The organism is Brevundimonas sp. AVps4 (genome assembly GCF_058681525.1).
In genome coordinates this window covers 462,548-486,858 of the sequence record NZ_CM178741.1, presented here as the reverse complement: position 1 = coordinate 486,858, position 24,311 = coordinate 462,548, and the positions used below count along the sequence as shown (strand labels likewise).

General features: G+C 68.4%; 17 protein-coding genes and 1 riboswitch. Of the genes, 5 read left to right on the top strand and 12 right to left on the bottom strand.

Annotated elements, in window-relative coordinates:
* Positions 1-134: 134 nt before the first annotated feature.
* Positions 135-344: riboswitch (cobalamin riboswitch) on the bottom strand.
* Positions 345-394: 50 nt separating this feature from the next.
* Together mutS and ACW178_RS02350 are read left to right on the top strand one after the other, a co-directional pair.
* Positions 395-3,079 (top strand): DNA mismatch repair protein MutS, encoded by a 2,685-nt coding sequence (gene mutS / locus ACW178_RS02355; protein ID WP_492024822.1) that lies wholly within the window; start codon positions 395-397, stop codon positions 3,077-3,079.
* A gap of 86 nt (positions 3,080-3,165) precedes the next feature.
* Positions 3,166-4,992, top strand: a complete 1,827-nt coding sequence (locus ACW178_RS02350) for a methyl-accepting chemotaxis protein (RefSeq protein ID WP_191558417.1) — start codon at positions 3,166-3,168, stop codon at positions 4,990-4,992.
* A gap of 88 nt (positions 4,993-5,080) precedes the next feature.
* Here the strand turns inward: ACW178_RS02350 and lpdA are convergent, their stop codons facing one another.
* From lpdA to ACW178_RS02335, 3 genes are all read right to left on the bottom strand, one after another.
* Complete coding sequence (gene lpdA / locus ACW178_RS02345; protein ID WP_054764351.1) at positions 5,081-6,487, bottom strand: dihydrolipoyl dehydrogenase; 1,407 nt, start codon at positions 6,485-6,487, stop codon at positions 5,081-5,083.
* A gap of 112 nt (positions 6,488-6,599) precedes the next feature.
* Positions 6,600-8,480 carry a PAS domain-containing sensor histidine kinase gene (locus ACW178_RS02340; protein WP_492024821.1) on the bottom strand — a complete coding sequence of 627 codons (1,881 nt, stop codon included), beginning with the start codon at positions 8,478-8,480 and terminating at the stop codon, positions 6,600-6,602.
* 203 nt (positions 8,481-8,683) lie between these two features.
* Positions 8,684-11,530 (bottom strand): TonB-dependent receptor, encoded by a 2,847-nt coding sequence (locus ACW178_RS02335; RefSeq protein WP_287105548.1) that lies wholly within the window; start codon positions 11,528-11,530, stop codon positions 8,684-8,686.
* A gap of 237 nt (positions 11,531-11,767) precedes the next feature.
* Here ACW178_RS02335 and ACW178_RS02330 point away from each other — a divergent pair, with 237 nt between their 5' ends.
* Positions 11,768-12,871 (top strand): phytase, encoded by a 1,104-nt coding sequence (locus ACW178_RS02330; RefSeq protein WP_287105546.1) that lies wholly within the window; start codon positions 11,768-11,770, stop codon positions 12,869-12,871.
* 12 nt (positions 12,872-12,883) lie between these two features.
* Here ACW178_RS02330 and ACW178_RS02325 read toward each other — a convergent pair whose 3' ends face one another.
* The 5 genes from ACW178_RS02325 to chvI form a co-directional block, all read right to left on the bottom strand.
* The gene (locus tag ACW178_RS02325; RefSeq protein ID WP_054764348.1) at positions 12,884-13,156 is read right to left on the bottom strand and encodes an HPr family phosphocarrier protein; all 273 of its coding nucleotides are present in this window, start codon (positions 13,154-13,156) and stop codon (positions 12,884-12,886) included.
* A complete protein-coding gene (locus ACW178_RS02320) occupies positions 13,153-13,557 on the bottom strand; it encodes a PTS sugar transporter subunit IIA (protein WP_054764347.1) in 405 nt (134 codons plus the stop codon). The genes ACW178_RS02325 and ACW178_RS02320 overlap by 4 nt, the downstream gene beginning before the upstream one ends.
* Positions 13,558-13,674: 117 nt before the next feature.
* Positions 13,675-14,109, bottom strand: coding sequence for an HPr kinase/phosphorylase (locus tag ACW178_RS02315; protein WP_492024820.1), 435 nt, complete (start codon positions 14,107-14,109; stop codon positions 13,675-13,677).
* Positions 14,106-15,731 carry a two-component sensor histidine kinase ChvG gene (gene chvG, locus ACW178_RS02310; RefSeq protein ID WP_492024819.1) on the bottom strand — a complete coding sequence of 542 codons (1,626 nt, stop codon included), beginning with the start codon at positions 15,729-15,731 and terminating at the stop codon, positions 14,106-14,108. Before chvG ends, ACW178_RS02315 begins: the two co-directional genes overlap by 4 nt.
* On the bottom strand, positions 15,700-16,404 hold the full coding sequence (chvI, locus tag ACW178_RS02305; RefSeq protein WP_054764344.1) for a two-component response regulator ChvI: 705 nt from the start codon (positions 16,402-16,404) through the stop codon (positions 15,700-15,702). Before chvI ends, chvG begins: the two co-directional genes overlap by 32 nt.
* A gap of 198 nt (positions 16,405-16,602) precedes the next feature.
* Between chvI and ACW178_RS02300 the strand changes: the two genes are divergently transcribed.
* Positions 16,603-18,321 (top strand): hypothetical protein, encoded by a 1,719-nt coding sequence (locus ACW178_RS02300; protein ID WP_287105625.1) that lies wholly within the window; start codon positions 16,603-16,605, stop codon positions 18,319-18,321.
* Between the two features lie 3 nt (positions 18,322-18,324).
* Here ACW178_RS02300 and ACW178_RS02295 read toward each other — a convergent pair whose 3' ends face one another.
* The 3 genes from ACW178_RS02295 to ahcY form a co-directional block, all read right to left on the bottom strand.
* Positions 18,325-18,630: a TFIIB-type zinc ribbon-containing protein gene (locus ACW178_RS02295; protein WP_182713755.1), complete on the bottom strand. Its 306-nt coding sequence runs from the start codon at positions 18,628-18,630 to the stop codon at positions 18,325-18,327.
* A 302-nt stretch (positions 18,631-18,932) separates the two neighbouring features.
* Entirely contained in the window at positions 18,933-20,087 is a 1,155-nt protein-coding gene (locus ACW178_RS02290; RefSeq protein ID WP_492025040.1) for a BaiN/RdsA family NAD(P)/FAD-dependent oxidoreductase, read from the bottom strand.
* Positions 20,088-20,162: 75 nt separating this feature from the next.
* Positions 20,163-21,554 carry an adenosylhomocysteinase gene (ahcY, locus tag ACW178_RS02285; RefSeq protein ID WP_182713753.1) on the bottom strand — a complete coding sequence of 464 codons (1,392 nt, stop codon included), beginning with the start codon at positions 21,552-21,554 and terminating at the stop codon, positions 20,163-20,165.
* A gap of 136 nt (positions 21,555-21,690) precedes the next feature.
* Between ahcY and ACW178_RS02280 the strand changes: the two genes are divergently transcribed.
* On the top strand, positions 21,691-22,104 hold the full coding sequence (locus tag ACW178_RS02280) for a Tat pathway signal protein (RefSeq protein WP_191554747.1): 414 nt from the start codon (positions 21,691-21,693) through the stop codon (positions 22,102-22,104).
* A gap of 28 nt (positions 22,105-22,132) precedes the next feature.
* Here ACW178_RS02280 and ACW178_RS02275 read toward each other — a convergent pair whose 3' ends face one another.
* On the bottom strand, positions 22,133-24,295 hold the full coding sequence (locus ACW178_RS02275; protein ID WP_182713751.1) for a primosomal protein N': 2,163 nt from the start codon (positions 24,293-24,295) through the stop codon (positions 22,133-22,135).
* Positions 24,296-24,311 lie beyond the last annotated feature (16 nt).

Genomic DNA, 24,311 nt, shown 5'->3' with positions numbered 1-24,311 from the left:
GTCCCCGTATCGGCCCGGCGAATGCGCGCGCAGGGTCGTGACCAGCGAGCCGATCCGCCCGGCCGCGAGGCCGGGACGACGCAAGATCGGGTCGCTTCCACGGAGAAACCGCGCCTCTGTCTGGTCCCGGACAGGAGCGAGCGACGTCGGCGGCCAGGTCTCCTGGCTTGCGGGTCATAAACCGCCGTCCTCGCCTTCCCAGTCACCCAGTGGCGCCGAGGTTGAAACCCCCGGACGAACGACGCTCTCGCCGCCTACAGTTGCGGGCACAGCCACGGCGTCTCACCGTGTTCCCTTAACCGCCTAGCGCGGCCTATCGCAGGGCCGACAAGCCTGTGCAAGAGCCGGTTAACGGGCTTGAGCGCCAGGGCGCGATCCGTCACCCTGTCGCGAGATGAACGCCCCTGTCTCTCACCCGCCCGAAATCGCCGCCTCGCTGGAGGGCGCGACGCCCTTTATGGCGCAATATCTGACGGCCAAGGCCGGACAGCCGGACGCCATCCTGTTCTTCCGCATGGGCGACTTCTACGAGCTGTTCTTCAGGGACGCCGAAGTGGCGGCGGCGGCGCTCGGGATCACCCTGACCAAGCGGGGCAAGCACCAGGGCGAGGACATCCCTATGGCCGGGGTGCCGGTCCACGCCATGGAGGGCTATCTGGCCCGGCTGATCCGGTTGGGTCACAAGGTGGCCATCTGCGAACAGCTGGAAGATCCCGCCGAGGCCAAGAAGCGCGGCGGCAAGGCCGTGGTCCATCGCGGCGTGGTGCGGGTGGTGACGCCCGGCACCCTGACCGAGGACAGTCTGCTGGACGCGCGCGGCGCCAACCGGCTGGCCGCCGCAGCGGTGCGCAAGGGTCGGGCGGCCGTGGCGGTGGTCGAACTGTCTTCCGGCGCTGTGGACAGCGTCGCCTGTTCGCCGGAGGATCTCGGGGCGACCCTGGCCGCCTTTCGCCCGTCCGAGGTCCTGGTCACCGACCGGATCTATTCCGACCCGACGACGCGGGACGCCCTGGACGGGTCCGGCGGCGTGGTTCAGGCCCTGGCCTCGGCCATCGCCGAGCCCCAGGCGGCGCGGACGCGGGTCGAGCGGCTGTACGGGGTTGCGGCCCTGGACGGGTTCGGCGCCTTCGAGGAGGCCGAGGTCTCGGCGCTCGGCCTGATCGCCGCCTATCTGGAGACGACCCAGGCCGGCAAGGTTCCGGCCCTGGCCCCGCCCCGCCGTCTGGGCGAGAGCGGGTTTCTGGCCATCGACCCGGCGACCCGGGCCAGTCTGGAGATCGACCGGACGCAGAGGGGCGAACGCGAAGGCTCGCTGTTGGCCTGTATCGACCGCACCGTCACCTCGGGCGGGGCCCGGGCCCTGGCGGAACGGATCGCCCGGCCGCTGCGCAACCCCCTGGCGATCAATGAACAGCTCGACGCCGTCGAATGGCTGCTGGAGCGGCGCGATCTGCGGCGCGACCTCCGCGACGGTCTGAAGGCGTCGGCCGATGTGGCGCGGGCGGTCGGACGGCTGGCCCTGGGGCGCGGCGGTCCGCGCGATCTTGCGGCGGTGCGCGTGGGCCTGTCCGTCGCCGAGGGGATCGCGGGCCTGTTCATCGGTCAGGTGGACCCGCTTACCGGCCAGCCGCGCCGCATCGCCCTGGCCCTGGACCGACTCAGCCTGTCGCCCGAGGTGTCGCGGCTGAAGGCCGATCTGATCGACGGCCTGGTGGACGAACCGTCGCATCTGGCCCGCGACGGCGGCTTCGTGCGCCCCGACTATCGCCCCGAACTGGACGCCGCCCGCACCCTGCGCGACGACAGCCGCCGGGTGGTGGCCGATCTGGAGGCGCGGGCGGTCGCCGAGTCCGGCGTACCCTTCAAGGTCAAGCACAACGCCGTCCTGGGCTATTTCCTGGAAACCTCGGCCAAGGCGGCGGAGGGTCTGTTGCGGGCCGGGCCGGACAGTCCCTTCATCCACCGTCAGACCCTGGCCAGCCAGGTACGGTTCACCACGGTCGAACTGTCGGAGCTGGACGCCCGGATCAGCCAGGCCGGTCACCGCGCCCTGGCCATCGAGGCCGAGACCTTCGAGGGCTGGCGGCGCGAAGTCGCCCGCCTGGCCCAGCCGCTGCAGGCGGTCGCGGAGGCTCTGGCCGAGCTGGACGCCCATGCGGCCCTGGCGGAATGGGCCCAGGAGGCCGGGGCGACTCGGCCGGTGGTGGACGACAGTCTGGTCTTCTCGGTCGAGGCCGGGCGGCATCCGGTGGTCGAGGCGGCGGTCAAGGCGGCCGGCGATCCCTATACGCCCAACAACGCCCGGCTGGACGGGGCTGGATCGGACTGCGCCCGGCTGGCCATCGTCACCGGGCCGAACATGGCCGGCAAATCGACCTTCCTGCGCCAGAACGCCCTGCTGGTGATCCTGGCCCAGGCCGGGGCCTTCGTGCCCGCGCGCGCCATGCGTCTGGGCGTGGTCGACCGGCTGTTCAGCCGCGTCGGCGCCGGCGACGACCTGGCGCGGGGCCGGTCGACCTTCATGATGGAGATGGTCGAGACCGCCGCCATCCTGACCCAGGCCACGCCGCGCAGCTTCGTGGTTCTGGACGAGATCGGCCGGGGCACGGCGACCTATGACGGCCTGGCGATCGCCTGGGCCACGGCCGAGGCCCTGCACGACGTCAACCGCGCCCGCACCCTGTTCGCCACCCACTATCACGAGCTGGCCCAGCTGGAGACGCGGCTGGACCACGTCTGCAACCTGTCCATGACGGCCAAGGAATGGAACGGCGACCTGGTCTTTCTGCACGAGGCGGCGCCGGGGGCGGCGGACCGGTCCTACGGCGTTCAGGTGGCCAAGCTGGCCGGGGCGCCGGCCGCGGTGGTGGCGCGGGCCAAGGCGGTGCTGGAGCGGCTGGAAGGGGAGAAGGCCGCTGCGGCCCGCCTGGACGACCTGCCGCTGTTCGCCGTGGCCGAGCCGGAGCCGGCGCGCGCGCCCTCCAGGCTGGAGGCGGCCTTGCAGGCGGTGGACCCCGACGCCCTGACGCCGCGCGAGGCTCTGGAGACCCTCTACAGGTTGAAGAGCCTGGCTGACTGAGAAGGTCGGCCCTTGCCAGGGATAGAAATCCAGACCCTGTTCGGTAACAGTCGTGGTCCGCCAGACCGAATCGCTGAGGATCGGCCATGAAGCCCAGCGCGCTTTCCCTTTCGGGCAAGACAGCCTTGATGGTCATTACGGCCCTGGGCGTCCTGACCCTGGTGCTGACGGCCGTCGCTGCGGTCCTGCTGACCCGCGACGCTGAGGCCCAGGCCGCCGAGCGTCAGGAGGCCAATATGCGGGTCGCCTGGGACGTGCTGGCCGATTACGGCGACGGCTTCACGGCGCGCGACGGCAGGCTGTATGTCGGATCGACTCCGATGAACGACTTCGTCGAGCCCGTGGACCGGATCAAGGCCCTGGTCGGGGGAACCGCGACCGTCTTCCTGAACGATCTGCGGGTGACGACCAATGTGGTCAAGGATGACGGCTCCCGCGCCGTGGGCACTCGGCTGAAGCCCGGCCCCGTCTATGACGCGGTGCTGAAGGCGGGCGAACCCTATCGCGGTCAGGCGGACATTCTGGGCAAGCCTTATTTCGTCGCCTACGACCCGATCAAGACCGCTTCGGGTCAGACCATCGGCGTGCTGTACGTCGGCATCCCCAAGGCCGACTTCATGGCCCCGGTAAACCAGGTCATCTCGGCCCTCGTCCTATGCGGCCTGATCGCCGCCCTGATAGGGGTGGCGCTCTGCCTGCTCGCCTCTCGCCGCATGTTCTCGCCCCTGAAGGCGCTTTGCGATCGGATGGAGGCCCTGCGACAGGGCCGGACCGACTTCGACGCGCCCTGGGCGGCCCGTCAGGACGACATCGGCCAAATCGCCCGGGCGGTGGTCGCCTTCCGCGAGGCCGCCGTGCGCCAGAAGGCCACGGAAGCCGAGACCGAGGCCATGCGTGAGGCCGCCCGCGCGACGCGAGAGGCGGGAGAGGCGGAGCGGGATCGTCTGGCCGAGGAAGACGCCCGGGTCGCCGCAGCCCTCGGGGAGGGCCTGTCCGCCCTGGCGCGCGGCGATCTGAGCCACCGGATCACCGCAGACTTCGCTGAGCGCAGCCGCCAGCTGAAGGACGACTACAACGCCGCCGTGGACACCCTGGCGGCGACCATGGCCGACATCATCGACCTGGTTGAGGCGATGCGGGCGGGAACATCGGAGGTGACGACCGCGACCGACGACCTGTCGCGCCGCACCGAAAGACAGGCCGCCGCCCTGGAACAGACCGCCGCCGCTCTGGACCAGATCACGGTCACGGTGCGCAAGACTGCGCAAGGCGCCCGGTCCGCCGCCGACATCACCGCCGAGGCCCGGAGCGGCGCCGCGACGCGAGAGCAGATCATCGCCGAGACCACAACCGCCATGGGCGAGATCGAGGCGACCTCGGGTCGGATCGGGCAGATCATTGGGGTGATCGACGAAATCGCCTTCCAGACCAACCTTCTGGCGCTTAACGCCGGGGTCGAGGCGGCGCGGGCGGGCGAGGCCGGTCGCGGTTTCGCGGTGGTGGCTTCAGAGGTTCGCGCCCTGGCCCAAAGGTCGGCGGAGGCCGCGCGGGAGATCAAAGACCTGATCGCCGCCTCCAGCGCCAGCGTCGGCGAAGGCGCTCGACTGGTGTCCCAGACCGGTGCGGCCCTGACCGCCCTGATCGGCCAGGTGGCCGAAATCAACCAGCTGGCCGGCGAGATCGCCGCCTCGGCCAAGGCGCAGGCCGAGGGGCTGGCCGAGGTCAATACGGCCGTCAACCAGATGGACCAAACCACCCAGCAGAACGCCGCCATGGTCCAACAGACCACCGCCGCCAACCAGGCGCTCAGCCAGGATGCGGAACGGCTGGCCGAACTGGTGTCGCGCTTCCGTCTGGGCGACGGGGCGCCATACGGCGACGCTCAGGACGAACGGACGGTCTGGGCCGCCTGAGCGGGATCGAACAGGCGCAAATGAAAGGCCCGCCCGGAGCCTCCGGGCGGGCCTCGTCGCATCGACTGAGAGGTCGATCGGAGCCGGATCAGGCCTGCATCATCCAGCCTTCGACGTCCATGGCCGCCTGACGGACGGCTTCCGAACGGGTGGGGTGGGCGTGGCAGGTGCGGGCGATGTCTTCCGAGGCGCCGCCGAAGCTCATGGTGACGGCGGCTTCGTGGATCATTTCGCCGGCCTGGGGGCCCATGATGTGGACGCCCAGCACCTTGTCCGTCGCGGCGTCGGCCAGAACCTTAACGAAGCCGTCGGTCTCGTGGTTGATCTTGGCGCGGCTGTTGGCGGTGAAGGGGAATTTGCCCTTCTTGTAGGCGACGCCGGCGGCCTTCAGCTGATCCTCGGTCTGACCGACCCAGGCCACTTCGGGGAAGGTGTAGACCACGCTGGGGACCAGAGCGTAATCGACGTGGCCGTATTTGCCGGCGATGGTGTCGATCACGGCGACGGCGTCTTCCTCCGCCTTGTGCGCCAGCATCGGGCCATGGGTCACGTCGCCGATCACCCAGACGCCGTCGGCGACCTTGAAGTGATCATGGTCGATGAAGCCGCGCTTGTCCGGCGTGACGCCGATGGTCTCCAGACCCAGGCCGTCCGTATAGGGCCGGCGGCCGATGGCGACCAGGACGACGTCGCCCTTCAGGGTTTCGGCGGCGCCGCCGGCCGAGGGCTCGACCGTCAGCTCGACCCCGTCCTTGCCCGACTTGGCGGCCGTGACCTTGGCGCCCAGTTTGAACGCCATGCCCTGTTTGGTCAGGGTGCGCTGGAAGGCGGTGGCGACCTCGGTGTCCATGCCGGGGGTGATGCGGTCCAGGAACTCGACCACCGTCACCTCGGCGCCCAGACGGCGCCAGACCGAACCCAGCTCCAGGCCGATGATGCCGGCGCCGACCACAATCAGCTTCTTGGGCACGGCCGGCAGGGACAGGGCGCCGGTGGAATCGATCACCTTGCCCGCTTCGAACGCGACGCCCGGCAGCGGAGTGGGCTCCGAGCCGGTGGCGATGACGATGTTCTTGGCCTCCACCGTCTGGACCGAGCCGTCGGCGGCGGTCACCTCGACCTTGCCCTTTCCGACGATCTTGCCCTTGCCCTTGATCCAGTCGGCCTTGTTCTTCTTGAACAGGAACTCGATCCCCTTGGTCAGGGCGGTGACGCTGTCGTCCTTGGACTTGTGCATCTGGCCCAGGTTCAGCTTGGGCTGGACCTCGATGCCGATCTTGGCGAACTCGCTGTTGGCGGCGTCGAACATTTCCGAGGCGTGGAGCAGGGCCTTGGACGGCATGCAGCCGACGTTCAGGCAGGTGCCCCCCAGGGTGGCGCGCATCTCGACGCAGGCGACCTTCAGGCCCAGCTGGCCGGCGCGGATGGCGGCGTTATAGCCGCCGGGCCCCCCGCCGATGATGACGACGTCGTAGGGAGCGGGGGCTTCGGCCATGATATCCTCTGGTCTTCTGGCGCGCGGGAAAAGCGCGCGGACACTAGCGCCGACCCCGCACGGGTCAACCGCCGCGCATCATATGGGGCGCGGAATCGACCTTTGCAGGGGGTCAGACGACCGGCTCGGCCCTGGTCTGCTCCTGCGGCGACGGCTCGGGCTGGGCGCCGGCGGCGCCTTCAGGCGTCAAATCCAGCGGCAGGGTGATGGCCACCTCAGCCCCCTCGCCCGGGGCGCTCTCCACGGTCAGGGCGCCGGACGCCTGTCGGGCGAAGGCGAAGGCCTGAGACAGACCCAGCCCCGCCGCGTCGCTTCGGGTGGTGAAAAAGGGTTCGGGCGCGCGACGCAGAGTGTCCGAATCCATGCCGGGGCCGGAGTCGCGCACGCTGAGCCGCAGGTCGCCGGCCGAGGCGATCGCCAGACGAACGGCGACCGATCCGGCGCCGTTCGAGGCCTCGACCGCATTGCGGGTCAGGGCGATGACCGCCGCCTCGAATGCGACGGGATCGACCCGCGCCGGCGCGGGCTGGTTCGGGGTCTCGATCATCAGATCGACGCCCGGTCCGGCGATCTGGCGCAGCCGGCCCTCCAGCCCCGCCAACAGGACGCCCAGGTCCAGGCGGCGCAGCAGGGTGCGGTCCTCGTCCTGGGAGAAGGCGCTCAGCCGGCGGGTCATCTGTTCGCCGCGTCGCCCAGCCGTCAGGGCCGCCTGGCCCAGCCGGCGGACGCGGTCAGGATCGTCGGAGTGGCGCAACAGCATGTCCAGGGCGGAGGTCATGACGTTCAGCAGGGCGGCGAAATCCTGCGTCACACCGCCCGCAAGACGCCCGACATTGGCCATGCGGCGTTCGGCCTCCAAGGCCTCACGCAGATCGCGCTCCGCCTTTTCCGCCTGGGCCAGCGCCTTTTCATGGGCGAGCGCCTGGGCCTCCTGACGGCGGGAGAATTCGGCCTGGGCGGCGGTAAGGGCGGCGGCGACCGCGTCGGAGGCGGCCGCATCGTCGTTTGCCTCGGCGAGGGCGGGCGCAGCCGGGGCCGTATCCTGGGCCTCGGACACGGGCGAGCCGGCCAGAAGGATCGCATCCGCAGCGTCCGCCTCGTCGGTCAGAGGCAGGAGGGTCCAGCGGATCGCCGCGCCCTCGGCGTCGATCGTCTCTATCGGAGGGATATCCTCGCTCGGAGCGGTCAGAACGGCTCTGAGGGTCTGGCGAGCCTCGACTCGGCGGTCGGGCGGCAGGAACAGGTCGGCGAAATCGGCCCCGGCCACGCCCTCGCTGCGGCCCAGCATGACCAGGGCGGCGCGGTTGGCCTGGCGGATCGCGCCGTCGGCCCCGACCACCACCAGGGCGCTGGAGGCGGCGTCGAAGACGCGGTCGGACAGGCTCGGTCCCGCCGGGCGCGCCGAGGGCGCGGCCGGGGGCGCCGGCGGAGGCGTCATCGGTTCGATCGCCGGGGTGGTCAGGACGTCCGTCTCGACGATGGCGGCGATCGAGCCCGTGATCTGGCCGTGCTCGTTCTCGATCGGCATGGCCGTCACCGAAACCAGCATCTTCTTGCGGGTCGCCGCATTGACCATCAGGTGCTGAAAGCCGCGCACCGTCTGGCCCCGCAGAGCCCGTGCGCTGGGAAGGAGGTCGGGCGGCACGGTCTTGCCGTCCGGAAAGGTGATGCCCCAGGTGGCGGAGTGGAACCGCAGCCCCAGGAGTTCGGCGTCGCGACGGCCCAGCAACTGATGCGCGGCGCGGTTGGCGAAGACGAACTTGCCCGTCTGGTCCGTCTCGACCATGGCGACGGGAACGGCGTTCAGGGTTTCGAACAGGCGGCGATCCGAGGACTCCGCCACCTTCTGAACGATGTCCAGCTGATCCGTCGCGCTGGCGTGGCGCACCCGGTTGGCGATGGCGAACCAGATGGCGATGACCGCCGCGACATTGCCGAAGCCCGCCAGGAGTCCAAGCACCAGGGTCCAGTTGACCTCGCCTTCGAGGAACATCAGTCGATCCGTCTCAATTTGGGGCTCACATCCCCCGCATCGGCGTCCCCGTGCAAAAGGCGAACCGGTGAAGCGGAGACTTAGCGTGTTAACCACACGACATCGCGACGGGCGTCGTCAAGCCGTTCCAACCCTCTCAGCCCCAACGAAAAAGGGGCCGGACGTCGCCGCCCGGCCACCTCTATTCGCGGCTCGGCTGAGCCTTACAGTTTGAAGCGAACGCCGAAGAAGACGTTGTAGCCGAACTTCTCGTACTCATAGGTCCTTTCCTTGACCCCGTAGTAGCGGACGCCCGCCGAGTCGGTCAGGTTCTTGGCCTCGCCGAACACTTCGACGCCGTTGCCGAAGTCGTAGCTGGTGGTGAAGTCCAGCTGACCGCGACCTTCGACATAGAGATCCTTGCCCGGATTGGTCGCGTCGATCGCCTCCAGGAAATCTCCGCGGTGGGTGTAGGAGATCCGCGCGCTGAACCCGTACCGCTCATAGAAGAGAGCGGCGTTGTAGGTTTCGTCCGACTGACCCGGCAGGGCGAAGGTGTCGCGACCGGCGAAGGCGCGGCTGGTTTTGATTTCCGCATCCGTCAGGGTGTAGTTGGCGAAGACGCCGAAGCCGGACGCCCAGCCCGGCAGGAAGTCGAACGTCTGCTGCCAGTTGAACTCGACGCCGGCGATGTGGCCGTCGCGCGCATTGCGGGCCTCGGTCACCTGGGCGACCGTGCTGGTCGGGGTGACGTAGGGCACATTGTCCGTCACCAGGGTGAAGCGGTAGTTGGACAGGTCCTTGTAGAAGGCGTTGGCCGAGACCACGCCCAACGGACGCAGATAGTATTCCAGGCCCAGATCGACGTTGTTCGAAAGGGTCGGCTTCAGATCGGGATTGCCCCGTGTCACGGTCGTGCGGCCGCTGTCGGTCGTTTCCAGAACGCGCGGCACGATGTCCGTATAGTCCGGGCGCGAGATGGCGCGGGTCAGGGCGAACCGTCCGATCAGCTGATCGCTGAAGCTGTGGCGCAGCGTCAGATTGGGGAAGAAGTCCGTCTGATCGCGATCGACCGTGACCGGGGTCTGGGCGCCCGACAGGGCGACGCTGGTCGCCGACCCTTCGAAGTCCGTCTTCTCGACGCGCAGACCCACGAGGACATTGGTTGCACCAAGGTCGAACTTGGCCTGAGCGTAGCCCGCCAGGATGTCTTCGTCGGCGGTGTAGTCGGCCGTGATCGACTGAGGAACGCGACGCACTCCAGCGGCCGGATCGGGATTGGTCGAGGTGGTGCGGATGCGATCGAAATAGTCGGAGACCAGACCGGCGTCGAACTTGAAGCCGAGGTTGTAGTCGTAGTTTTGCGACGGACGATCGCTGAGCAGCGTAGCCAAGGCGCCAGGATTTGCGGCGGCGGTGCGGTCGCGGAAACGCTCCTCATCGGCCGTCACTTCGCGGGTGCTGTACTTGGCGCCGAACTTGAGCTCGACTTCTCGCCCGCCGATGACCGTGGGCAGTTCGAGGTCGGTCTTGAAGGCGACGTCGTCCTGTTCGGTCGAGTTGGACCGGAAGGTGTTTTCCCGGAAGCTGTAGTTGCCGGCGTTTAGATAGAAGCCGGTGGGCTCGCTGAACACCGAATAGGTCGGCTGGTAATGGTCGGCCGTATTGTAGGACAGTTGCGTGGCCGAGGAGCGATAAACCAGTTCATCGCGATGGGGATAGGTCTGTTCGCTGTTGGCGAACGACAGGGTCGCGTCCCACACCAGGCCGTTGGCGAAGGTGTGTTCGCCGCCGAGCGAGACGGTGGAGATGTCGTTCTCTTGGGTGCGGTGGCGAAGCTGCTTGTAGATGCGCGCGTTGTTGAAGGTCGCGCTGGTGTCGGTCGAGCCGGGTTGCAGGGCGCCGTCGCTATAGGTCAGATTTAGCGTGTTGCGGAACTCGTCGTCGCGGAACTGGGCGTAGGAGCCCTTCAGCCAAACTCGGGTGGCTTCGCTGGGCCGCCATTCCAGGGCGCCGGTCGCGGCCTTGCGCGTCCGCTCGGTCTCATAATCCTTGAACAGGCTGTTTTCCAGACCCCACACCTGACCGCCGCCCTGGGCTGTCGTTCGGTTGATCAGGACCCACCCGTTCTCGACATTGTCGGGGCGGCGGTTGGTTTCGGAATAGCTCAGCGAGACCAGGGCGCCGAAGTTTTGGTTGGCGCCGAATACGTTGGAGGCCGTCAGGCCGCCGCGATAGTCTTGACCGCCGTAGTCATTGTAGCTGCCGCCGGCGTAGCCGCTGACCGCCAGACGGCGCTGGTCGAAGGGCGAGCGCGTCTTGATGTTTACGGCGCCGGCGATGGAGTCCGCATCCTGGCTGGGACGCAGGGTCTTGGAAACCTCGACGGTGGAAACGATGTCGCTGGGCAGGGTGTCCAGATCGACCGCACGTGTCGTCGGGGACACGGCGGGGATGGCGACGCCATCCACCGAAACGGCGGTGAAGCTGGAGGGCGCGCCGCGGACGTTGATGTAGCGGCCTTCGCCCTGGTCGCGCTGGATGGCGATCCCTTGGACGCGTTGCAGGGATTCGGCGACGTTGGGGTCAGGGTAGCGGCCGATGGCGTCGGCCGACAGGACGTTGACGGTGCCGTCGGCGTTCTTCTGCTGGTTCAGCGAACGGGCCACGCCGTCGGTGATGACGCCGGTGACGATCACGTCACTGACCGTTGCGGCCTCAGCCGCGCCCAGGGCGATGGCGACTTCGGTTCCACCTTGAACCACATTGACGGTCTGGCTGGCCGAGGGCTGGCCGATGTAGCGCACGTCCAGAACCGCCGTACCGGTCGGCAGAACCAGGTCGAACTCGCCCTGGGTGTTGGTCACGGCGCGTTGGCCGGTAGCGCGAACGACCACCTCCGCACCCGGGAGGGCGTCGCCGGCGGCGTTGGTGACCCGTCCGTGAACCACTTCGCCGGCGACGGCGACCGAGGCGGCCAGGGCGGAGCTCTCATAGGCGTGAGCCGGCAGGGCGGCGGTCACAGCGGCGAGCGACGCGAGCGAGGCGCCCGCGAGGAGATGGAATTTCATGACGATGTCCCCAATGCCGGGTTCAATCCCGACGAATACAGCCGCGCTTAGCGCCGAGCGGCGAAAGGATCGCGACGGTTCAGCGACGCTTGCGGATCGGTTCGGCGTCGCTGGTGTGACAAATCGTCAGTAAGCTGGCGAATCATCGTTCTGTCGTCTCGAAAACGTCACTCATTCGCCGTTGACGCCGTGCGGCGTCTTGCGGATCAGGCGCTTCTCATTCCTTAGGGGGATATCATGAAGGTCAATCAAGGCGCCGTTTGGTCCGGGATCTCGATCTCCGCACTCCTGCTCGCGGCTTGCGCGACCCATGAGGTGGATTTCCAGGGCGAAGGCGAAGGCTTCGTGGGGCCGGGGGCGGAGGTTCAGGCGGTGCTGGAGACCCCCTCGGTCGGCACGGCGGGCCAGGACGCCGCCGACGACCCGGCCGTCTGGGCGTCGTCAACCCCGGTGACGGTCGGGGGCCAGACCACGCTCGGTTTCGTCGCCGGCACGGACAAGAAGTCGGGTCTTTACATCTACGGCCTCGACGGGCGGATCCTGCAATTCCTGCCGGAGGGCCTGCTGAACAACGTCGATCTGGTCGAAGGTCTGACCGTCGAGGGCCGTCCGCAGATCGTCCTGGGCGCCAGCGACCGCACGCCGGGCAAGACGGGGGTGTCTCTGTATCTGTTCGACCCGGCGGGAACCGGCGACAACCGCGTGCGGCCCTGGGGCGCCGTCGCCACGGACGTGGTCGAACCCTATGGTTTCTGTTTCGCGCGTCGGGGCGATGAGGTCCATGCCATCCTGGTCGGGCATGAGGGCGAGCTGCGCCAGTTCATCCTGAGCGTGGACGCCGCCGGCCGTCCGGCGTCGCGCGAGGTGCGCCGGGCCGAGATCGGTTCGATCTCCGAAGGCTGCGCCGCCGACGAGGCGACCGACGCCCTTTATATCAACGAGGAGAATGTCGGCCTGTGGCGCTATGGCCTCAATCCGGCGACGGGCGCCGCGCGCACCCTGGTCCAGCCGATCGCCAAGGATCGCCTTGTCGCCGACGCCGAAGGGCTGACGACCCTGACCGATGGAGACAAACGTTATCTGATCGCCTCCAGCCAGGGTGATTCGACCTTCCCCGTCTGGCGCATCGACGGCGCGGCGCCCGAATACCAGGGGCGGTTCAAGGTCGTGGACGGGGCGGTGGACGGGATCACCGGCACCGACGGCCTGGCCGCCGCCGGCGGCGCGGTCGGCCCCTTCCCCGAAGGGGTGGTGGTGATCCAGGACGATGTGAACGACGTCGGGACCCAGAATTTCAAATATGTGGACTGGCGCGACATCCGCCGCGCCCTCGGGCTCTAGAACCCGCCGGTTCTACTGATCCTCGTCGAACTTGCGGGCGACGAGGTCCGTCAGGGCCTCGATCGCTTCCTGGGCGTCGGAGCCTTCGGCTGAGACCTCGATCTGGCAGCCGATCCCGGCGCCCAGCATCAGCAGGCCCATGATCGACCTGGCGTCCACGGTGACGCCGTCGCGCGAGACATGGATCTCGCTGTCGAAGCTGGACGCCAGCTTGACGAACTTGGCCGAGGCGCGGGCATGCAGCCCCCGCGCATTGCAGATGTCCAGTGTGGCGGTGACGCTCATTTCTCGCCTGCAAGCACCCAGGACGCGACGGAGATGTATTTGCGACCGGCGTCCTGGGCATGGGCCACACAGGCCTCCAGCGTCTCGCGCCCGCGCACGCTGGCCAGTTTGATCAGCATGGGCAGGTTCAGCCCGGCGATGACCTCGGCATGGGTCTGTTCCATCACCGAAATCGCCAGATTGGACGGCGTGCCCCCGAACATGTCGGTCAGCAGGATGACGCCGTCGCCGTCGTCCACGGCGGCGGCGGCGTCGACGATGTCGCGCCGCCGGCGCTCCATGTCGTCTTCGGGCCCGATGCAGATGGCCGCCACCCCGCGCTGCGGGCCGACCACATGCTCCATCGCCGAAAGAAACTCCGAAGCCAGCCCTCCGTGGGTGACGATAACAAGGCCAATCATGAGAACGTCACTCGCATCCCCCGAAACATCCCCGGACCCCTCCCTGTCCGACAGGGAGGCCGGACGCGCCCACCTCGGGACCGCAAGGGCCGTGTCATAGACTCGTTGCGCGCCGGTTCAAAGCGTTCCGAGCGCGACTGCGACCATCTCGACGGCGGACGGGGGGCGGGGGTCCAGCGCCAGGAGCGGCAGATCCACCCCCGCGAACCGGCGGGTTTGCGTCTCGGGCAGGCGTTCGACCGCCTCGGGCACGCAGGCGACGGCCATGACGACACGGGCGATCCAACGTGTTCTGGCGGACACGATTCCGACCCCGCGCGCCTCGATCCGCCCGGCGATCGACTGGGGCGCCGTAGCGTAAAGCGAGCCGCCTGAGGCCCAGACTCGGGTATAGTCGTCGCTGACCAGTCGCCAACCGCGTCCGATCAGCCGCAGCGCCAGATCGCTTTTTCCGGCGCCTGAGGGCCCCAGGATCATCACCGCCCGCCACACGCCCTCGCCCGGTCCGCGCCGAGCCACCGTGGTTGCGTGGATAGGGGCGGCCTCGGTCACGGACGGCGGCCGTTCGCCGGCAGGGCCACCACGAAGCGGGCGCCCAGGATGCGGTCGCCCTCCGTCATATTCTCCGCCCAGGCGCGTCCCCCGTGCGCCTCGACGATCTGGCGGACGATGGACAGGCCCAGACCTGAGTTCGATCCGAAGGCCGCGCCCTTGGGTCGCGAGGTGTAGAAGCGTTCGAATACCGTCTCGAGATTTTCGGGCGGCACCCCCGGCCCCTGATCCTCAATGCGGATCCGGATCGGCAGCTCGCCCTCCGTCTCTTCCAGGGTCACGCGCACCGCTCCGTCGGCGGGGCTGAAGGAGCGGGCGTTGTCGATCAGGTTGCGGAAGACCTGGCCCAGGGGGCCGTCGCGCCCCACCACCCGCAGCGCCTGAGCCGGCGGATCATACAGAACCGGAATGTCGCCGGGCTTGGCCGTCGTCTCATAGACGTTGACGATGTCGCTGAGCAGGGTGTTCAGGGCGATGGGGCGGGGGCGGTCGCGCGACAGCTCCGCATCCAGCCGTGAGGCGTTGGAGATGTCGGTGATCAGCCGATCCAGGCGCCGCACGTCCTGCTGCAACAGGGCGGTCAGCTTTTCGCGCTGAGCGTCCGTCTTCACCAGGGGCAGGGTCTCCAGGGCCGAGCGGATCGACGTCAGCGGGTTCTTGATCTCGTGGGAGACGTCGGCGGCGAAACGTTCGATCGCGTCCATCCGGGTGGACAGGGTGTCGGTCATCGATTCCAGCGACCGGGCCAGGTCGCCGATCTCATCCTTGCGGTCCTCCAGATCGGGAAGAGAGATGGATCGGGCCCGTTGCAGCTTGACCCCGTCCGCCGCCGCCGAAAGCCGCATGATCGGCCGGGCCACGAACAGATGCAGCAGCAGGGAGGCCAGGAGATTCACTCCCAGGGCCACCAGGGCGAAGGGCACCAGGGCGCGCCTCTGGGCGCCGAGAATCTCATCGACATTGCCGGCCTCGAGGGTCAACACCCCCAGGACCTGACGCACATGGCGGATGGGGATGGAGACGGAGACGACGCGATCGCCCGACTCATTGCGCCGGAGCGTGGTCTGGGGCGCGCCGGCCAGGGCCAGCTCCACCTCGGCCGTCACCTCGCGCTCCGCCGCGTCCTTCTGTTCGGCCCGACGCGCGTTGACGCGCGCCAGATCGCCGGGCGCCTTGGAACCCGCCGGCCGGGCGGGCGGCAAGGCCTGGCCGGGGATGTTTTCGGTGACCTGATAGCTGTCGATGACCTGCAGGCCGTTGATGTCGTACAGGCGCACCCGCTGGCCCTCGGGCACGAAGTTGTCGCGCAGCCAGCGGGCCGCCTCGCCGACGTCCAGCTCCGGCGTGGGCTCGCCTCGCGTGATGCTGAGCTGCCCCAGCACGTTGCCGAGCAGCTCGGCCTGGACCTTCAGCGATTCCTGGCGCGCCTGAATCAACCCCTTGCTCCATTCATTGAGCAGGAGGGCGCCGCCGAACAGGATCAGCAGGCTCAGCAGGTTGAGGGCGAGGATAAAGCCGCCGAGCCGCGAACCGCCGAAGCGGAACAGCGGCCGTCGATGAGGCTCTTCCTCGGCCTCGCGGCCGGGAAGATCAGCTTTCGCGGTATCGGTAGCCGACGCCATACAGGGTCTCGATCGCGTCGAACTCGGGGTCTACGGCGCGGAACTTCTTGCGCATCCGCTTCACGTGGCTGTCGATGGTGCGGTCATCGACATAGACCTGGTCGTCATAGGCCGCGTCCATCAGATTGTCGCGGCTCTTCACGAAGCCGGGGCGCTGGGCCAGGGCCTGAAGCAGCAGGAATTCGGTGACGGTCAGCTTCACCGGCTTGCCGTCCCAGGTCGATTCGTGGCGGGCCGGGTCCATGCTCAGCTTGCCGCGCTTGATCGCCTTGCCGGAGACCTCGGCCGAGGGCTCGGGCTCGACGCCGTCGGCGCCGGTGCGACGCAGCAGGGCCTTGACCCGCTCGATCAGCAGCCTCTGGCTGAACGGCTTGTGGATATAGTCGTCGGCGCCGAGGTTGAAGCCGAGAATCTCGTCGATCTCTTCGTCCTTGGAGGTCAGCATGATGACCGGGAGCTGCGAGGTCTGGCGCAGCCGGCGCAACACCTCCATCCCGTCCATGCGCGGCATCTTCACGTCGAGAATGGCCAGATCGGGCGGCGTGCTCTCCAAGGCCGCCAGACCCGATGCGCCGTCGTGATAGGCGGTGATCTTATGGCCATGGCTTTCCAGCGCCAGCGAGACGGACGTCACGATGTTCTCGTCGTCGTCGACCAGGGTGATGTTGGCCAAGGGGTCTTCTCCTGAACTTCCCGTTCCCGAAACCGAGAACGCACGGCAAGCGTAACCGTTCGATCACGGTCACATTAGGGCCAAGACAGATGGGCCGCCAAGCCGCAGGTTTCAACGACGGCGATAGGCGGATGGGTCAAAAACTAACAATTTAGCCGGGCAACGCCGCCTTAAAGCCTTGGCGTCTAGGGTGGTCGTATGGCCGGCCCAATCCATTATGAAGTCTATGTCCGAAGGACCGCTCCGGCGGCCTGGGCCCTGCTGATCGCGACCGAAGACCGAAAAACCGCGCTGGAAACCGCCGAAGAGCAGTTTCAGGCCAAACAGGCCGTCGCGGTGCGGGTCACCAAGGAGACGCTGGACCCCGAGACGATGGAGTTCAACAGCCTGACGATTCTGAATCTCGGGCTGCCGGAGGAGAAGTCGAAGAAGAAGCCGGAAGCGGCGGCTCGTCCGGCTTGCAGCTCGCCCAAGGAACTCTATGCGCCCCATGCTCGGGCCCTGATCGGCCGCGTCCTCGAGGACTGGCTGAAGCGGCACGGGGTGACCGCCTTCGAGCTTCTGCACCGGCCGGATCTGGCGGAACGGCTGGACGCCTCGGGCGTCGAACTTCAACATGCCGTTCAGAAGGTGGCCGTCCCCGAAAGCCAGGCCAGCGGCCAGGATCTGCACGGGATGGTGCGCCACTACCAGCGGCTGGCCGACGCCACGATCTCCCAGCTGATGAAGGCGGGGCGGAGCGGCCAGTTTCCGTCACTGGACGGTCTTTCGATCGCCGATGTGGCCCATCGCCTGTCGGGATCGGCCGACCGGGCCTTCATCATGGGCGGCGTGGCGGCCCAGGCCCTGGCCGATCGTCAGGGCGCACGGGCGCGGCTGGACCGGCTGATGGATCTGATGGATGGAGCGCCGACGGAAGGGCCGCCGCGCGCCCTGGTCGCGAGCGTCGTCGAGCAGATTGCGACGGAGATGCTGGCGACGCGGTCGAATCTGGCGGACATCCTGGGTCCGTCCTTGGATCACGGAGCCACTCTGGCGGCCCTGGTGCGTATGGTGGCGCCCAAGGAGGTGGAGCGGCTGATCGCCCTGGATCCCCGGACGGGGCTTCTGACCCCGCCCGTGGACGGCCCAGCAGCCCGGCTCGGCAGCCGGATCGCCGCCGGCGACTTTCCGCGTGTGTCGGCCGCCTTGGCCCGATTCATAACGCGCGAACTGTCCAGTTCCCGCCGCCTGCGCCCCGCTGATCCGGCGGGCGAGATCGATATTCTTCGAACCCTGGCCATGGCCCTGACGGCCGCTTCGGGTCGGCTTTTGAGCCTGGAGGAGGTTCAGAACGCCTTCGTCGATCGGTCCAGGAGCCTGGTCACGCCCGACTTCGTCGCCTCCTATGTTCAGTCGTGCGCGACCGTATTGGCCGAGGCCGAACATCTGACGCGGCTTTGCGAGAATGTGACCGGCGCCGCCAACAAGCGGGCTGCGGCGCGATGGCTGAGCGGCTGCGTCAAGTCGGTGAGGCTTGAGGCCGAGCTCCGGCAATCGACTCCGGGCGGTCCAAACGCCTCGCAGAAACTGCTCACTCTGGCGCGGCTGCAGCGCTCGGTGCGCGCGGTGCAGTTGGGAGAGATCGACGAGCGTGAGATCGCCGCCTCGATCGGGACCTTGGGCGGAACCCTGGAGGCGGACGCCGGCCTGATCAGCCAGATCGCCCGCGCCTCGGCCGCCGTGACGCAGAAGCTGGGCGTCCTGCTGAGAATGGCGGCCGGCGAGACGGCGCCTCTGGGACCGGCCGCCGATCGCGCCCGGGCGGAAGCGCTGCGCATGCTGCGCGCGTCCGAGGTCAAGGACGCCCTGAGCGTCGAGCCGGAGGCGTCGGCTGCGCTGAACGCCCTGATGCCGGCCGCCGGGATTCGGCTTTAGGCGTCAGTCGAAAATGTCGAAGATGCTGTCGCGCTTCTTCTTCTTGTAGTGATAGCCGTCGTCGCGGCGGCGATCGTCCCTGTAGCCCTTGACCTCTCCATAGTCGGACGGCGCGTTCCAGGGGCGGGTCTGCGGCGAGGGGGCGGGGGCGGCGGCGCGTCCTTCATCGACGGCCGAGGCCATCAGGGTTTCCAACTCGCCGCGATCCAGCCAGACGCCGCGGCAGGTGGGGCACATGTCGAACTGAACGCCGTTCCGATCCAGGCTCTGCATCGGGCTGTCGTCGTTGGGGCACATCAGAAGGGGCATGGCGGGGCTCCGGTCGGTTGACGATCGGGTGCGACGCGACGGGAAGGCAGGGGGTCCGAGACCCGTCGCGTCGATGCACCCGTGCGGTCCGACATCGCATCGCACGCCCAGGGGAGGGGAAACCCGGCCGCGACGACGCCAGAGGGGCCCGTTCCGCAAACCCAAGCTAGGGGGTCGGCGTCTGCGCCGCCATGCGTCGTGGCGCCACAGGGCGCGGCTTGATCCTGCTCTCGCTTCAATCTGGAGCCTGATTCACCGTTTCAGCGGAACCGCGAAGCGGTTCCTCCTCAACGGATCAGGCTCTAGCAGACTTGGCCGGCGGCCCAGCCTGAAGACCAGGCCCACTGGAAATTATAGCCGCCCAGCCAGCCGGTGACGTCCACCGCCTCGCCGATGAAATAGAGGTTGGGGACGGACTTTACGGCCAGAGTCTGCTGGTCCAGGGCGGCGGTGTCGATCCCGCCCAGGGTGACCTCGGCCGTGCGGTAGCCTTCGGACCCCACAGGTTTCACCGTCCAGGCGTTGACCGCCTGGTCCAGCCGCCGCAGGGCCTTGTCCGACAGATCGGCCAGATTGCCCGCCACGCCTTCGCGCGCGCACAGGTTCTCGGCAAGGCGACGCGGCACGATCTGGGACAGGGCGGTGTGGACCGCCTGGCGTCCGTTCGCCGCCTTGGCGGCCTTCAGCACCTCGAACACGTCGTGATCCGGGGCCATGGCGGCGACTATGGGCTCGCCCTCGCGCCAGTAGGAGCTGATCTGAAGTATGGCCGGACCGCTCAGGCCGCGGTGGGTGAACAGCATGGCTTCGTCGAACCGGGCCTTGCGCGTCTTCTCGGCCGGGGCCGAGGCCACGCGGGCCTCCACCGCCACCCCGGCGAGCGGCGCCAGGGTCTCCAGCAGGCCCGCCTCGAATGTCAGCGGCACAAGAGCGGGACGGGTCTCGGTCACGCGGATGTCGAACTGGCGCGCGACCTCATAGGCCCAGCCGGTCGCCCCCATCTTGGGAATGGACTTTCCGCCTGTGGCGACCACCAGCGAGGCCGTCGCGATCTCGGACCCGTCAGACAGGCCGATCGACCAGCCCTCGCCCTTTCGGGCGATCCGATCGACGCCGGTCTTCATCCGCAGCTCGACCCCGGCCTCCGCCAGGGCGTCGGTCAGCAGTCGCACGATCTGTTTGGCGCTGCCGTCGCAGAACAGCTGGCCCAGGGTCTTCTCATGCCAGGCGATGCCCGCCTGATCGACCCGCTTTATAAAGTCCTGGGGGGTGAACCGGCGCAGGGCCGAGGTGGCGAACCGGGGGTTTTCACCCAGAAAGTTCGCCGGCCCGCAGCCCAGATTGGTGAAGTTGCACCGTCCGCCGCCGGAGATGCGGATCTTCTCGCCGGGATTGGCCGCGTGATCGACGACCAGAACCCGACGGCCGCGCCGCCCGGCCTCGGCGGCGCACATCATGCCGGCGGCGCCGGCCCCGACCACCAGGACGTCGAACGACGCCCGGCTCACGAGACCGGCTCCGGAAGGCGGTTCTTAGTAGCGGTAGTGTTCGGGCTTGAACGGCCCTTCGACCGGCACGGAGATGTAATCGGCCTGTTCCTTGTTCAGCACGGTCAGCTTGGCGCCCAGCTTGCCCAGGTGCAGGGCCGCGACCTTTTCGTCCAGGTGCTTGGGCAGGGTGTAGACCTTGGTCTCATAGGCCGACTTGTTGGTCCAGAGTTCGATCTGGGCCAGGGTCTGGTTGGTGAAGGAGGCCGACATCACGAAGGAGGGGTGGCCCGTGGCGTTGCCAAGGTTCACCAGACGGCCTTCCGACAGCAGGATGATCTTGTTGCCGTTCGGGAACTCCACGTGGTGGACCTGGGGCTTGATCTCGTCCCACTTGAAGTTCTTCAGGCCCGCGACCTGAATCTCGGAGTCGAAGTGGCCGATGTTGCAGACGATGGCGTTGTTGCGCATCCGGCGCATGTGGTCGACGGTGATCACATCCTTGTTGCCGGTAGCGGTGACGAAGATGTCGGCCTTGTCTGCGACGTCGTCCAGGGTCTGGACCTCATAGCCTTCCATGGCCGCCTGCAGGGCGCAGATCGGGTCGATCTCGGTCACGATCACGCGGGCGCCGCCCTGACGCAGCGAGGCCGCCGAGCCCTTGCCCACGTCGCCGTAGCCGCAGACCACGGCCACCTTGCCCGACAGCATGACGTCGGTGCCGCGACGGATGGCGTCGACCAGGGATTCACGGCAGCCGTACAGATTGTCGAACTTCGACTTGGTGACGCTGTCGTTGACGTTGATGGCCGGGAAGGGCAATTCGCCGCGCTCCGACATCTGGTACAGGCGGTGGACGCCGGTGGTGGTCTCTTCCGACACGCCGCCGATGGCGTCGCGGATGGCCGAATAGAAGCCGGGCTTCTCCTTCAGATACCGCTTCATGACCTTGTAGAGGGCTTCTTCTTCCTCATTGGTCGGGTTGTCGAGGACCGAGGGGTCCTTCTCGGCCTTCGGACCGAGCACGCACAGCAGGGTGGCGTCGCCGCCGTCGTCCAGGATCAGGTTCGGATAGCCGCCGTCCGCCCATTCGAAAATCTTGTGGGCGTAGTCCCAGTATTCCTCCAGGGTCTCGCCCTTGACGGCGAAGACCGGGGTGCCGGCCGCGGCGATCGCGGCGGCGGCGTGATCCTGGGTCGAGAAGATGTTGCACGAGGCCCAGCGCACCTCGGCGCCCAGGGCTTCCAGCGTCTGGATCAGAACCGCCGTCTGGATGGTCATGTGCAGGCTGCCGGCGATCCGGGCGCCCTTCAGCGGCTGGTCCTTGCCGAACTCGGCGCGCAGCGCCATCAGGCCCGGCATTTCCGTCTCGGCGATGGCGATTTCCTTCTGGCCCCAGTCGGCCAGAGAGATGTCGCGGATGATGTAGTCGGTCATGGCAGGGGCTCCTGGCCGTAAGGGGGTATTGCGCGCCTCATAGCCCGGCAGGTCTGAAGGAGCAATAAACATATAAGGATGTCCTTATATGCAAGGGTGTAGCCGTTTATTAAGCGCCGCGCGTTAGGGTCACGCCATGGAACGCCGCGCCCTCCTCGGTCTCGCCCTTGTCGCAACGGCCGCCGCCTCGGCCTCGCCGGAGCCCGCCGCAGCCTCTTCGAGCAAGGAGGGCGGCGGCGCCTCCGCCGAAACCTATTTCCGACTGCCGGTCGTCACCGCCTCCATCGCCGGGCTGACCGGGCGCCGAGGGGTTCTGTCGATCGAAACCGGTCTGGACGTGCCCGACGCCGCCCTGCGTCTTCGCGCCCAGCAGTCCACGCCCCGCCTCCGCGCCGCCTATAACACCGCCGCTCAGCAGTTCGCCGCCGGCCTGCGGCCCGGCGCGGCGCCCGACATCGACCGCCTGGCCGGCGCCTTGCAGGCGGCGACCAACGCCACCCTGGGCCGCCCCGGCGCCCGGTTGCTGCTGGGCACGGTTATGGCGATCTGACCGCTCGTCTCGGACGGGCGGGCGCGTATCAGAGGAAGGAATAGGGATCGACGTCCACGGCCAGCCGGACCGAGGCGGGAACCTTCACCCGCTGCAGCCAGGCACGCAGAAAGGCTTGCAGATCGACGTCGCGATCCGCGCGCACCAAGAGCCGCTTGCGCCGCCGCCCGCGCACCAGGGCCAGGGGCGCGTCGGCGGGGCCATAGACCTCCAGCCGTTCGGCGTTGGGAATGGCCTGGGCCAGGTCGGCGGCGGTCTTCTCCACAGCCTGAGCATTCTCGCTGGACAGGACGATCGCCGCCAGCCGGCCGAAGGGGGGCAGGGACGCCGCCTCCCGCTCGGCCATCTCCGCCTCGACGAAGGCGTCCCGGTCGCCGGCCGCCAGGGCCTGAAGCACCGGATGTTCGGGGGTCCAGGTCTGCAACAGGGCCCGTCCCGGCCGATCCGCCCGGCCCGCCCGTCCCGTCGCCTGGGCCAAGAGCTGATAGGTGCGCTCGGCCGCCCGCAGATCGCCGCCCCTCAGGCCCAGGTCCGCATCCACCACCCCGACCAGGGTCAGGCGGGGGAAGTTGTGGCCCTTGGCGGCCGCCTGTGTGGCGACCAGTATGTCGATCTCCCCGTGCGTCATCCGCTGGATCAGGGCCCGGGCCGCTTTGGCGTCGGGCGCGGTGTCCGAGCTGAACACCGCCGTCCGCGCCTCGGGAAACAGCTGGCGCACCTCCTCCTCGACCCGTTCGACGCCGGGACCGACCGAGACCAGACTGTCTTCGGCCCCGCACGACGGGCAGAGTTTCGGCCGGGCCATGGAGAAGCCGGTCAGGTGACAGACCAGTCGGCCGGTGTAGCGATGTTCGACCAGCCAGCTGTCGGTGTCCGGCGCCGTCAGCCTGTGCCCGCAGGCGCGGCACAGGACCACGGGGGCATAGCCGCGCCGGTTCAGGAACAGCAGCGTCTGTTCGCCGCGCGCCAGGGTTTCGCCGATCGCCTCCCTCAGGCTCTGCGACAGCCAGGTCTGCGGATCCGGAGGCGCCGCGCGCAGGTCGATCAGGTCGATGTCCGGCAGGACGGCGGTCCCATGCCGCGCGCCCAGCTTCAACCAGTCGTAGCGGCCGTTCTGCGCATTCCACAGCGTCTCCAGCGACGGGGTCGCCGAGGCCAGGACCACGGCCGCCCCCTCGATCCGCGCCCGCGCCACGGCCAGGTCCCGGCCGTGATAGACCAGACCCTCTTCCTGTTTGAACGACCCGTCATGCTCTTCGTCGACGATGATCAGCCGCAGATTGACGAAGGGCAGGAACAGGGCGGACCGGGCGCCGACCACGATATTGCAGCGGCCGGCGATCGTCGCCTCCCACACCTGGCGGCGGCGGGGCGGGGCGACGCCGGAATGCCACTCGGCGGGGGCCGCGCCGAAGCGGGCCGCGATCCGTTCGATCAGGGCCTGGGTCAGGGCGATTTCAGGCAGGAGGATCAGGATCTGCGCCGCCGGATCGGCGCGCAGCACCCGCGCGATCGCCTCCAGATAGGCTTCGGTCTTGCCGGACCCCGTGACCCCGTCCAGCAGAAAGGGTCGAAACCCGCCCTGGGTCGCCCCGGCCGCCAGGGCTGAAGCCGCCGCCGCCTGGTCGCCGTTCAAGGTCGCCGGCGCATGGTCGGGATCGGGCGGGGCGAAGGCGGCTTCAGCGGCGATCTCGACGATCTCCAGAACCCCCTCGTCGATCAATCCCTTCACCACGCCCGCCGACACGCCGGCGTCCCGCGCCAGGTCGGCGGCCGTCATTGATCGCGCGCCCAGGGCCTCCAGCACGCCCGTTCGCGCGGGGGTGGCGCGGGCCGGCTGACGGTCGCCGACCCGCCGCACCCTCCGTTCCGGCCGGGGACGCGGCGCGCGCAGACCCTTCAGCGCGGTGGCCGCCATCTCGCCGGGCGGGGACAGGGTCCAGCGCCCGGCCCATTCGACGAAGTCCATCACCCCTGCCGGCAGGGCGGGGTCGTCCAGTTTCGAGTCCACCGCCTTCAGCCGCCGGTTCGAGCCGGTGGTCTCGAACACCTCGGCCACCACGCCCCGGATCAGGCGCGGACCCAAGGGGACGGCGACCTGATCGCCGCGCGCCAGGCTCAGCGCCTCGGGAACTTCGTAATCGAAGGCTTCCGGCACGGGCAGGGGAATGAGGACTGAGGCGACTTTCACCGAACTGCGCCCTCGG

Bases quoted from the DNA above. Each gene is read 5' to 3' on its own strand.
- mutS (WP_492024822.1), top strand. From the start codon at position 395: ATGAACGCCCCTGTCTCTCACCCGCCCGAAATCGCCGCCTCGCTGGAG.
- ACW178_RS02350 (WP_191558417.1), top strand. From the start codon at position 3,166: ATGAAGCCCAGCGCGCTTTCCCTTTCGGGCAAGACAGCCTTGATGGTC.
- lpdA (WP_054764351.1), bottom strand. From the start codon at position 6,487: ATGGCCGAAGCCCCCGCTCCCTACGACGTCGTCATCATCGGCGGGGGG.
- ACW178_RS02340 (WP_492024821.1), bottom strand. From the start codon at position 8,480: ATGTTCCTCGAAGGCGAGGTCAACTGGACCCTGGTGCTTGGACTCCTG.
- ACW178_RS02335 (WP_287105548.1), bottom strand. From the start codon at position 11,530: ATGAAATTCCATCTCCTCGCGGGCGCCTCGCTCGCGTCGCTCGCCGCT.
- ACW178_RS02330 (WP_287105546.1), top strand. From the start codon at position 11,768: ATGAAGGTCAATCAAGGCGCCGTTTGGTCCGGGATCTCGATCTCCGCA.
- ACW178_RS02325 (WP_054764348.1), bottom strand. From the start codon at position 13,156: ATGAGCGTCACCGCCACACTGGACATCTGCAATGCGCGGGGGCTGCAT.
- ACW178_RS02320 (WP_054764347.1), bottom strand. From the start codon at position 13,557: ATGATTGGCCTTGTTATCGTCACCCACGGAGGGCTGGCTTCGGAGTTT.
- chvG (WP_492024819.1), bottom strand. From the start codon at position 15,731: ATGGCGTCGGCTACCGATACCGCGAAAGCTGATCTTCCCGGCCGCGAG.
- ACW178_RS02300 (WP_287105625.1), top strand. From the start codon at position 16,603: ATGGCCGGCCCAATCCATTATGAAGTCTATGTCCGAAGGACCGCTCCG.
- ACW178_RS02295 (WP_182713755.1), bottom strand. From the start codon at position 18,630: ATGCCCCTTCTGATGTGCCCCAACGACGACAGCCCGATGCAGAGCCTG.
- ACW178_RS02290 (WP_492025040.1), bottom strand. From the start codon at position 20,087: ATGATGTGCGCCGCCGAGGCCGGGCGGCGCGGCCGTCGGGTTCTGGTC.
- ahcY (WP_182713753.1), bottom strand. From the start codon at position 21,554: ATGACCGACTACATCATCCGCGACATCTCTCTGGCCGACTGGGGCCAG.
- ACW178_RS02280 (WP_191554747.1), top strand. From the start codon at position 21,691: ATGGAACGCCGCGCCCTCCTCGGTCTCGCCCTTGTCGCAACGGCCGCC.